This window comes from Pseudomonas sp. BRM28, from assembly GCF_002939405.1.
GTDB classification, from domain to species: Bacteria; Pseudomonadota; Gammaproteobacteria; order Pseudomonadales; family Pseudomonadaceae; genus Aquipseudomonas; species Aquipseudomonas palmensis.
Map to the genome: position 1 here is coordinate 4,982,999 of NZ_PEFV01000001.1, position 7,234 is coordinate 4,990,232.

Here is a 7,234-nt window from a genome sequence, read left to right on the forward strand (position 1 = left end):
AGCTGCAGGCCGGAGGTGCTGGACGCCTTCTCCTGCAGCTTGTAGCTTGCAGCTTGAAGCCCAAGAGCCTTATAGCCATGCCCCGTCTGCCTACCGCCATCAATCTGCACAAAGCCTCCAAGACCCTGAGCCTGACCTACGGGCCCGACGAGGTGTATCACCTGCCCGCCGAATTTCTGCGCGTGCACTCCCCTTCCGCCGAGGTCCAGGGCCACGGCAATCCGATCTTACAATTTGGCAAGCTCGGCGTCGGCCTGAGCCAGCTCGAGCCCGCCGGGCAGTACGCGCTCAAGCTCACCTTCGACGACGGCCACGACAGCGGCCTGTTCACCTGGGAATACCTCGAACAGCTGTGCCTGCGCCAGGACCAGCTGTGGGCCGAGTACCTCGACGAACTGGCCAAGGCCGGCAAATCCCGCGACCCTTCCGAGTCGATCGTCAAGCTGATGCTCTAGCCCGGCACTCCGGCGTTTTAGAGCGCATTTTCTAATTCTATTTGCTTGAATGCCCGTGCGCCGGCCAGCGATTGGCCGGCTTGCGCATTCCATGAAAGTCGGGTAACCAATGGATATGGCAAGTACCCTGCATGGGCGGGTTGATGCAGGGTCTGGCCGGTATGCCGAGGTCGCGAGCGAAAGCAGGTTGTCTTCACACGCATAAACCCGCAGGGCTCATCACCGTCGCGCATCCGGTCGCAGGACCGCAGTTCGTTATCACTGGTCACCCGAGCAGTAGTACCGGGCATTCGTCTGTGCAACGCCCACAGCCCAGCCGGTACTCGTCTCAGGACAACGGAGCGTCGTAGATGAGTAACAAGAACAACGATGACCTGCAGCGCCAAGCCTCTGAAAACACCCTGGGCCTGAGCCCCATCATTGGCCTGCGCCGAAAGGATTTGCTGTCTTCGGCCCGGATGGTGCTGCGTCAGGCCATCAAGCAACCGCTGCACAGTGCCAAGCACGTCGCGCATTTCGGCCTGCAGCTCAAGGACGTGATCTTCGGCAAGTCCGGCCTGCAGCCGGAGGGCGACGACCGCCGCTTCAGCGACCCGGCCTGGAGCCAGAACCCGCTGTACCGCCGCTACCTTCAGACCTACCTGGCCTGGCGCAAGGAACTGCACGACTGGATCGGCAACAGCAACCTGTCGGAGCAGGACATCAGCCGCGCGCACTTCGTCATCAACCTGATGACCGAGGCCATGGCCCCGACCAACAGCGCGGCCAACCCGGCAGCGGTCAAGCGCTTCTTCGAAACCGGTGGCAAGAGCCTGCTCGACGGCCTGTCGCATCTGGCCAAGGACATGGTGCACAACGGCGGCATGCCCAGCCAGGTCAACATGGACGCCTTCGAGGTGGGCAAGAACCTGGCCACCACCGAGGGCGCCGTGGTGTTTCGCAACGACGTGCTGGAGCTGATCCAGTACCGCCCGATCACCGAGCAGGTGCACGAAAAGCCGCTGCTGGTGGTACCGCCGCAGATCAACAAGTTCTACGTCTTCGACCTCAGCCCGGAAAAGAGCCTGGCGCGTTTCTGCCTGCGCTCCACGGTGCAGACCTTCATCGTGAGCTGGCGCAACCCCAACAAGTCCCAGCGCGAGTGGGGCCTGTCGACCTACATCGATGCGCTCAAGGAGGCCGTCGACGTGGTGCTGGCTATCACCGGCAGCAAGGACCTGAACATGCTCGGTGCCTGCTCCGGCGGCATCACCTGCACCGCGCTGGTGGGCCACTACGCGGCACTGGGCGAGAAGAAGGTCAATGCCCTGACCCTGCTGGTGAGCGTGCTCGACACCACCCTCGACACCCAGGTGGCGCTGTTCGTCGACGAGCAGACCCTGGAATCGGCCAAGCGCCATTCCTACCAGGCCGGTGTGCTAGAAGGCCGCGACATGGCCAAGGTGTTCGCCTGGATGCGCCCCAACGACCTGATCTGGAACTACTGGGTCAACAACTACCTGCTCGGCAACGAGCCGCCGGTGTTCGACATCCTGTTCTGGAACAACGACACCACGCGCCTGCCCGCCGCCTTCCACGGCGACCTGATCGAAATGTTCAAGAACAACCCGCTGGTGCGCCCCGGTGCACTGGAAGTGTGCGGCACGCCGATCGACCTGAGCCAGGTCACCACCGACATCTTCAGCGTGGCCGGCACCAACGATCACATCACACCATGGAAGTCCTGCTACAAGTCGGCGCAGCTGTTCGGCGGCAAGGTCGAGTTCCTGCTGTCCAACAGCGGGCATATCCAGAGCATCCTCAACCCGCCGGGCAACCCCAAGTCGCGCTACATGACCAGCAGCGAGATGCCGGCCCAGGCCGACGACTGGCAGGAGAACTCCACCAAGCACACCGATTCCTGGTGGCTGTACTGGCAGGCATGGCTGGCCGAGCGCTCCGGCGCACTCAAGCCGGCACCCGCCAAGCTGGGCAACAAGGCCTACCCGAGCGCCGAAGCGTCGCCCGGCACCTACGTCCACGAACGCTGAAAACACCCGGCGCCGCCGCAGGCAAGGCGGCGCTGCTACTCACGACAGGGCTCGCGCATGCCGCAACCGTACCTCTTCAGAACCGTCGAGCTCGATGGCCAGTCCATCCGCACGGCCGTTCGCCCCGGCAAGCCGCACCTCACGCCGCTGCTGATCTTCAACGGTATCGGCGCCAACCTGGAGCTGGTGTTCCCGTTCATCGATGCGCTGGACCCGGACCTTGAAGTGATCGCCTTCGATGTACCCGGCGTGGGCGGTTCGTCGACACCGCGCCGGCCCTACCGCTTCCCCGGGCTGGCCAAGCTGACGGCGCGCATGCTCGACTACCTCGACTACGGGCAGGTCAATGCCATCGGCGTGTCGTGGGGCGGAGCGCTCGCCCAGCAGTTCGCCCACGATTACCCCGAGCGCTGCAAGAAGCTGGTGCTGGCGGCCACCGCCGCCGGTGCAGTGATGGTGCCGGGCAAGCCGCGGGTGCTGTGGCTGATGGCCAGCCCCAGGCGCTACATACAGCCGTCCCATGTGATCCGCATCGCCCCGGAAATCTACGGCGGGGCCTTTCGCCGCGACCCAAACCTGGCCGCGTCGCATGCGGCCAAGGTGCGTTCCTCGGGCAAGCTGGGCTATTACTGGCAGCTGTTCGCCGGCATGGGCTGGACCAGCATCCACTGGCTGCACAAGATCCAGCAGCCGACCCTGGTGCTGGCCGGCGACGACGACCCGCTGATCCCGCTGATCAATATGCGCCTGCTGGCCTGGCGAATTCCCAATGCCCAGCTACACATAATCGACGACGGTCACTTGTTCCTGATCACCCGGGCCGAAGCCGTTGCCCCGATCATCATGAAATTCCTGCAGCAGGAGCGCCAACGCGCCGTCATGCATCCACGGCCCGCCCCGAGCGCTTGAGCACCTCTATCGCTTGCACCCCCGGCAGGAGCGCCGGGGCATGTCAGCGCCAGTTCGGGTTGGTGTCGCTCTTGCATTGAAACATTGGTTGATGGCCTGACGACGGAGTGTTGCCTGGATGAAAGACAAGCCCGCGAAGCCCGGGGTACCGACCCCCGCTGCCTATCTCAACGTGCGCAGCGCCATCAGTGGCCTGCGCGGTCGCGACCTGCTGTCGACGGTGCACCAGCTGGGGCGCCACGGCCTGCGCCACCCGCTGCACACGGCGCGCCACCTGCTGGCGCTGGGTGGCCAGCTGGGGCGCGTGATGCTGGGCGATACCCCCTACCAGCCCTCGCCACGCGACACCCGCTTCAACGACCCGGCCTGGCAGCTCAACCCGCTGTACCGACGCGGCCTGCAGGCCTACCTGGCCTGGCAGCAGCAGACCTGCCAGTGGATCGACGAGAGCCAGCTGGACGACGATGACCGCGCCCGCGCGCACTTCGTGTTCTCGCTGCTCAACGATGCAATGTCGCCCAGCAACACCCTGCTCAACCCGGCGGCGGTCAAGGAGCTGCTGAACTCCGGCGGGCTGAGCCTGGTGCGCGGCTTGAACCACCTGCTCGACGACCTGCGCCACAACGACGGCCTGCCACGCCAGGTCAACCCGGACGCCTTCGAGGTGGGCAGGAACCTGGCCAGCACCGCCGGCGCGGTGGTGTTTCGCAACGAGCTGCTGGAGCTGATCCAGTACCGCCCGATGAGCGAAAAACAGTACGCCCGGCCCCTGCTGGTGGTGCCGCCGCAGATCAACAAGTTCTACATCTTCGACCTCAGCCCGACCAACAGCTTTGTGAAGTACGCCCTCAAGAACGGCCTGCAGACCTTCATGATCAGCTGGCGCAACCCCGACGCCCGGCATCGCGAATGGGGCCTGTCGAGCTACGTGGCGGCGGTCGAGGAAGCCATGAACGTGTGCCGCTCGATCACCGGCAGCCGCGACGTCAACCTGCTTGGCGCCTGTGCCGGCGGGTTGACCATCGCGGCCCTGCAGGGTCACCTGCAGGCCAAGCGCCAGATGCGCCGGGTGCACAGCGCCACTTACCTGGTCAGCCTGCTCGACAGCCAGTTCGACAGCCCCGCCAGCCTGTTCGCCGACGAGCAGACCCTGGAGGCGGCCAAGCGCCGCTCCTACCAGCAGGGCGTGCTGGAGGGCCGCGAGATGGCACGGGTGTTCGCCTGGATGCGCCCCAACGACCTGATCTGGAACTACTTCGTCAACAACTACCTGCTGGGCAAGGCGCCCCCGGCATTCGACATCCTGTACTGGAACAACGACAACAGCCGCCTGCCGGCCGCGCTGCACGGCGATCTGCTGGACTTCTTCAAATTCAACCCGCTGACGCACGCCGACGGCCTCGAGGTGTGCGGCACGCCGATCGACCTGCACAAGGTCACGGTGGACAGCTTCCACGTGGCCGGCAGCAACGACCACATCACCCCGTGGGACGCGGTGTACCGCTCGGCCCTGCTGCTGGGCGGCGAACGGCGCTTCGTGCTGGCCAACAGCGGGCATGTGCAGAGCATCCTCAACCCGCCGGGCCACCCCAAGGCGCATTTTGTCGAGAACCCCAGGCTGAGCAGCGACCCGCGGGCCTGGTACCACGATGCGCAGAAGGTCGAGGGCAGCTGGTGGCCGCAGTGGCTCGACTGGATACAGGCGCGCTCCGGTGCGCAGCGCGAAACCCGCCTGTCGCTGGGCAGCGCCAATTACCCTCCCATGGACCCCGCACCCGGCACCTACGTGCTGGTGCGCTGAGCAAGAAGAACGGATGAAGACCCGCGACCGTATCCTGGAGTGCGCCCTGCACCTGTTCAATCGTCAGGGCGAGCCGAATGTCTCGACGCTGGAAATCGCCAACGAGATGGGCATCAGCCCGGGCAACCTGTACTACCACTTCCACGGCAAGGAGCCGCTGGTGCTGGGCCTGTTCGAGCGTTTCGAGGAGGAGCTGACGCCCCTGCTCGACCCGCCCCTGGAGGTGCGCCTGGATGCCGAGGACTACTGGCTGTTCCTGCACCTGATCGTGGAGCGCATGGCGCAGTACCGCTTTCTGTTCCAGGACCTGTCCAACCTTACCGGGCGCCTGCCCAAGCTGGCGCGGGGCATGCGCACCCTGCTCAATGCGCTCAAGCGCACGCTGGCGGCATTGCTGGCGAGCCTCAAGGCGCATGGGCAGGTGACCAGCGATACCCGCGCACTGGGGCAACTGGTGGAGCAGATCAGCATGACCTTGCTGTTCTCGCTGGACTACCAGCGGATTCTGGCGCGCGAGGGCGAGGTCGGGATCGTGGTGTACCAGGTGATGATGCTGGTGGCGCCGCACCTGGAGGTGGAGTCACGCCTGGCGGCGGAGCAGTTGGCCTTGAGGTACCTGGAAGGCTGAAGAGCTTCGCCGGCAAGGCCGGCTCCTACAGACGGCGCGCTACCTGTAGGAGCCGGCCTTGCCGGCGATGAGGCCAGCACAGGCACTGTGTCTAGTCCTGAAATAGGTTTACACCTGTTCAGGTAGGCCGATAGGCCTCAAAACGCCCGATGCACCGCATCGGGCGTTTTGTTTTTCAGGGCCATATGGGGCCGTTCTGTGTTGTAGATCTGCACTGCCTCATCAACCATCTGCCTCGCTTGCTCCAGATCTTCAGGTCTGCTTAACAGCAGCTCCATCTTGAGGATTCCGTTGATTCGCTCAGCCAGCGCGTTCTGGTAGCAGTCATACCCATCAGTCATGGAGCACTGAACGCCGTGCCGTTGGTGCAGTGACTGGTATAGCGCCGAGCAATATTGGATGCCTCGATCCGAATGGTGGACTAATGGCTGGCGACGACGTCGCTTTCGTAAGGCCTGCTTGAAGGCTTGCGCTACTGACTCGGCATGCAGGCTTTCATGGACGTGGTGACCAACAATTTTCCTGGAGTACGCGTCCGTTACCAGGCTCAGGTACAGCGGGCCGTTACGTGCGGGCAGATAAGTAATGTCGGCAACCCAGACGTGCTCCGGCCTTGTCGGAACGACTTGGCTTGGACCGGGCTTGATTAAGTTGGGATGGCGGTAGAAGCGATGAAAGCTCTGTGTTGTCTTGTGGTATGCCCGCTTGGGCAGTACCAGCAAACGGCGCTCTCCCAAGACCTGAAACAGCCTATCTCGGCCGACCTGGAATCGTTTGTCAGGTTGGCAATGCAGCAAATAGTGCAGCTTACGGGTACCCAGACGGGGCTGGCGCAGCCGGACTTGCTGAACAAACTGAACCACCCGATCTGCCTGGCGCTCTTTGCCATCAGCAGCTCGGTTGCGCTTGTAGTAAGCCTGTCGACTGATGCCTAGAAACTGACAAGCCCTGGCAATGCTCAGTCCTGCGACTTGACCTTGCGAGAGGACTTGCCGGATCGCTTTTTTACGACCGAGACACCATAGTCATTTTTCAGAACATCAACGACCGTTTCAAAGAACTGGGCCTTCTGGCTCATCAGCTCAAGCTGCTGCTCAAGCTCTTTGATTCGCTGCTCTGGAGTGAGCATTTTGGGGTCAGACATCGCGCAGCTCCTCTCGTCGCGGATCGAGGCCCCCTGGCTCCAATCCTGCCGACCGTGCTTACGCAACCATACCAGAACCGTCGACCGTCCCTGGATGCCATACCGCACCTGGGCCTGCTTGTAGGTCAGTTCGCCTTTTTCAATCTGATCAACCACCGCCAATTTAAAAGACAGTGAGTAATCACGCTGTGTGCGCTTTACACCTTGCTCCATCTGACTCTCCGGAAATTCGGGATGGGAGGTGTAAACCTTATTCAGGACGGGACA

At 63.3% G+C, this 7,234-nt stretch carries 6 protein-coding genes; 5 read left to right on the top strand and 1 reads right to left on the bottom strand.

The annotated features are described in order from the left end of the window. Positions 1–77: 77 nt before the first annotated feature. The 5 genes from CR917_RS23010 (at position 78) to CR917_RS23030 (ending at position 5,823) form a co-directional block, all read left to right on the top strand. Complete coding sequence (locus CR917_RS23010) at positions 78–455, top strand: gamma-butyrobetaine hydroxylase-like domain-containing protein (protein ID WP_043862150.1); 378 nt, start codon at positions 78–80, stop codon at positions 453–455. A 350-nt stretch (positions 456–805) separates the two neighbouring features. Further along, a complete protein-coding gene (phaC, locus tag CR917_RS23015; protein ID WP_043862151.1) occupies positions 806–2,485 on the top strand; it encodes a class II poly(R)-hydroxyalkanoic acid synthase in 1,680 nt (559 codons plus the stop codon). A gap of 57 nt (positions 2,486–2,542) precedes the next feature. After that, the gene (gene phaZ, locus CR917_RS23020; RefSeq protein ID WP_043862152.1) at positions 2,543–3,394 is read left to right on the top strand and encodes a poly(3-hydroxyalkanoate) depolymerase; all 852 of its coding nucleotides are present in this window, start codon (positions 2,543–2,545) and stop codon (positions 3,392–3,394) included. A gap of 118 nt (positions 3,395–3,512) precedes the next feature. Beyond that, positions 3,513–5,195 carry a class II poly(R)-hydroxyalkanoic acid synthase gene (phaC, locus tag CR917_RS23025; RefSeq protein WP_104573014.1) on the top strand — a complete coding sequence of 561 codons (1,683 nt, stop codon included), beginning with the start codon at positions 3,513–3,515 and terminating at the stop codon, positions 5,193–5,195. 13 nt (positions 5,196–5,208) lie between these two features. Next, positions 5,209–5,823 (top strand): TetR/AcrR family transcriptional regulator, encoded by a 615-nt coding sequence (locus tag CR917_RS23030; protein WP_043862154.1) that lies wholly within the window; start codon positions 5,209–5,211, stop codon positions 5,821–5,823. Between the two features lie 137 nt (positions 5,824–5,960). Here CR917_RS23030 and CR917_RS23035 read toward each other — a convergent pair. Next, positions 5,961–7,180 (bottom strand): IS3 family transposase gene (locus CR917_RS23035; protein ID WP_104571780.1). Its coding sequence is split into 2 segments (ribosomal slippage): positions 5,961–6,832 and positions 6,832–7,180, totalling 1,221 coding nucleotides; the frame shifts between segments, so codons are not numbered across the junction. Positions 7,181–7,234 lie beyond the last annotated feature (54 nt).

Excerpts from the sequence above, each read along its gene's own strand:
- CR917_RS23010 (WP_043862150.1), top strand. The coding sequence starts at position 78 with ATGCCCCGTCTGCCTACCGCCATCAATCTGCACAAAGCCTCCAAGACC.
- phaC (WP_043862151.1), top strand. The coding sequence starts at position 806 with ATGAGTAACAAGAACAACGATGACCTGCAGCGCCAAGCCTCTGAAAAC.
- phaZ (WP_043862152.1), top strand. The coding sequence starts at position 2,543 with ATGCCGCAACCGTACCTCTTCAGAACCGTCGAGCTCGATGGCCAGTCC.
- phaC (WP_104573014.1), top strand. The coding sequence starts at position 3,513 with ATGAAAGACAAGCCCGCGAAGCCCGGGGTACCGACCCCCGCTGCCTAT.
- CR917_RS23030 (WP_043862154.1), top strand. The coding sequence starts at position 5,209 with ATGAAGACCCGCGACCGTATCCTGGAGTGCGCCCTGCACCTGTTCAAT.